A 2867-nucleotide genomic window follows, 5' to 3' on the forward strand; every position below is an offset into this window, starting at 1 on the left:
CCGCGATCTGGTCGCCGAAGTGCCCCAGCGTCTCGGCCATCACATGACCCGAAGGACTGGCAGCTTCGTCATGAGAGGGTGGGGTTCAGGCTGAACGCCCGGGTGGGGTCGCCGTGGGTGTCGTACCGGATGCGTACGATCGTCGTGTCATGATCGATACCCTTCTCTGTGCGGTGGCCCGTCGGCGCATCGAATGGCAGTGGGATCCGCTGTGAGGCGGGCTTATGTGTTCCGGCTGCGGCCAACTGCGCGTCAGCATGTCGCCCTGAGGCAATGCTTGGCGTCGCATCGGGAGCTGTACAACGCAGCTCTGCAGGAACGACGGGACGCCTGGAAAATGCAGGGAATCGGCATCTCTTACGGGGACCAGTCGGCCCAACTCAAAGAGATCCGGGACGTCCGTCCCGATACCGCGGTGTGGTCGTTCTCGTCTCAACAGGCGACGCTGCGCCGCCTGAACCGGGCGTTCACCGCATTCTACCGGCGGGTCAAAGTCGGCCAGACGGCCGGCTATCCGCGGTTCAAGCCGGCCCACCGGTTCGACGGTGTCGAGTGGCCCAGCGATGGTGATGGCTGTCGCTGGCAGCCCGACCGCCACCGCGTCTACCTCCAGGGGATCGGGCACGTGAAGACCAGCGTGCATCGCCAGGTCCAAGGCCGGGTCAAGACCATCCAGATTCGCCGCCAAGGGCGCCGTTGGATGCTGGTGCTGTCCTGCGACGAGGTGCCGACGCGGCCCTTGGCGCCCACCAGGGCGGCAGTCGGTATCGATGTCGGGATCGCCAGCTTCGCCACCACCTCCGACGGCGAACATCTTCCCAACCCTCGCCTTGGGCGGGCCGCCGCCGCCAAGCTGAGCACCGCCCAACAGATCCTGGCCCGCAAGCAGCGGGCTCCAACAACCGTGCCAAGGCCAGAGCGACGGTGGCGGCCCGCCATCGCAAGCTCGCCAACCAGCGCCGCAACTTCCATTACCATGCGGCCCGGGCGCTTGTCGCCGACCATGGCCTCCTGGTCGTGGAGGACCTGAGGATCCGCAACATGGTGCGGCGACCGGCCCCCCGCCCCGATCCCGACCAGCCCGGCCGGTTCCTGCCCAACCGGGCCGCGGCCAAGACCGGCTTGCATCGAAGCATCCATGACGTGGGCTGGGCTCAGTTCGTGTCGATCCTGCGCGCCAAAGCGGAAGAGGCTAGGCGTGTGGTGATCGAGGTGGACGCCCGGCACACCTCCGACCGCTGCGGAGCCTGCGGGTACACCGCCCAGGAGAATCGCGCCAGCCAAGCGGTGTTCTCCTGTCGGCGGTGCGGGCATGCCGTCGATGCGGACGAACATGCGGCACGCAACATTCTCCGGGCTGGACTGGCCCGTCTCGCCGCCGATTCGGCTGCGTGAAAAGACGCTGGCGGCTGCAGCCGTCAGAGAAGTCACCATCTTGGACTCGAACGCGGTCACTCTATGATGCGGGCATGGCGATCTCCCACGAATGGCGCGGCGAGTTCACCAGCGCCGAGGCCAACGGGCTCCATGCCGAGTGCTTCGACCACCCGGTGCTGAGCGACGCCGAGTGGGACTGGCGACGGCAGGTCGAGGGGCACAGCCTGGGGTGGGTGTGCGCCCGCGACGGGGGCGAGCTGGTCGGGTTCGTGAACGTGGCCTGGGACGGGGTGGTGCATGCGTTCGTGCTCGACACCATGGTGGCCGCCGGGGCGCGGCGGCGCGGGATCGGGACCCGGCTGGTCGAGATCGCCGTTCGGGAGGCCAGAGCGGCCGGATGCGAGTGGCTGCACGTCGACTTCGAGGACCACCTGCGGGGGTTCTACTTCGACGCCTGCGGGTTCACCCCGACCAACGCCGGGCTGATCGAGCTCTGATCACTGACCCCACCCACCAATCAACATCAGTGCTCTAGAGCTCGCGTCGTGACCTCCCCGTCGCTCACCGAGTAGGCGCGGGCCAACCCGGACGGCCTCGATCAGGATCGACGGCCACTCGGGGATCGAGGGGTGAGACGGTACACCTCGGCGTGCTTCCCGCTCTCCCCGGCATAGCCTGGTCGGAGAGCTACTGGGCTTCGCCGGTTGGCTCCCTGTTCGTTGCCTCCTCGACGACCGCCTTCATCGCCGCGCCGATCCGGACTCCCTGCCCCACGAGATACTTGACGTGCTCGATGCGAGCGATCTCCTCCTCGCCGTAGAGTCGGTACCCGCTCGCCGAGCGTCTCGGGCGCAGGAACCCGTACCGATGCTCCCAAGTTCGTAGCGTCGCTGCCGGGATTCCGGTGCGTCGGCTCACGGCCTTCAACGTCAGGCCGGTCGGGAGCGGTGGCGGAAGCTGGACGGCCGCCCTGCCCGACGGGTCGACGGGCTCACGGCGGGCGGCCCGCCAGCGCTGCTCCGGACGCTCTCGAGGAGCTGGTTCAGCGGCCGCCGCGACCGCGCCCGCCAAGTCCCGAAAGGCGGCTGGCACGGTCGCCGGCGGCGCTTCCGGTGTCCCCGGCTGAACCGTGTCGGCCTGGTAAACCAGCCGGACACCTGAAGCCTCCACGTCCTCGAGGAGCCGGCCGTAGAGATGGCCCAGGTCCCCGAGCATTCCCGAGAGCTCGGCATCCGGCTGCCGCGTCTCACGGCTAATGAACTCGACCACGCCGATGACGCCGCCGGAGCGCAGGGCCGGGAACCCGAGCCAGCCGTGCATCGGCTCCCCGGAGGCGACAGGGGCCTGCGGAAGCTCGGAGCGAGCCAGGAGGTCGGGAATCCATGTGGGCTCCCCGCGCTGCCAGGTCCGCCGAAGCGCCTCCACACGAGGTGGGAAGGTGGCGTACCGGTGGATCTCCTGGAATTGTCCGAGATCTAGCTGCGGACAAT

General features: G+C 68.4%; 2 protein-coding genes and 1 pseudogene. 2 read left to right on the plus strand and 1 reads right to left on the minus strand.

The window, feature by feature from the left end:
- Positions 1 to 193: 193 nt before the first annotated feature.
- Together VF468_17265 and VF468_17270 are read left to right on the plus strand one after the other, a co-directional pair.
- Positions 194 to 1395 (plus strand): annotated as a pseudogene (locus VF468_17265) (transposase).
- Between the two features lie 74 nt (positions 1396 to 1469).
- Positions 1470 to 1874 (plus strand): GNAT family N-acetyltransferase, encoded by a 405-nt coding sequence (locus VF468_17270; GenBank protein ID HEX5880042.1) that lies wholly within the window; start codon positions 1470 to 1472, stop codon positions 1872 to 1874.
- 190 nt (positions 1875 to 2064) lie between these two features.
- Here the strand turns inward: VF468_17270 and VF468_17275 are convergent.
- Positions 2065 to 2867: MerR family transcriptional regulator (locus tag VF468_17275; GenBank protein HEX5880043.1), on the minus strand; the 803-nt coding region annotated here is incomplete at its 5' end.

The sequence above is a fragment of the Actinomycetota bacterium genome (genome assembly GCA_036280995.1).
In the GTDB taxonomy this organism is placed as follows: domain Bacteria; phylum Actinomycetota; class CALGFH01; order CALGFH01; family CALGFH01; genus CALGFH01.

Coding starts and splice junctions, on each gene's coding strand:
- VF468_17270 (HEX5880042.1), top strand. CDS start 1,470: ATGGCGATCTCCCACGAATGGCGCGGCGAGTTCACCAGCGCCGAGGCC.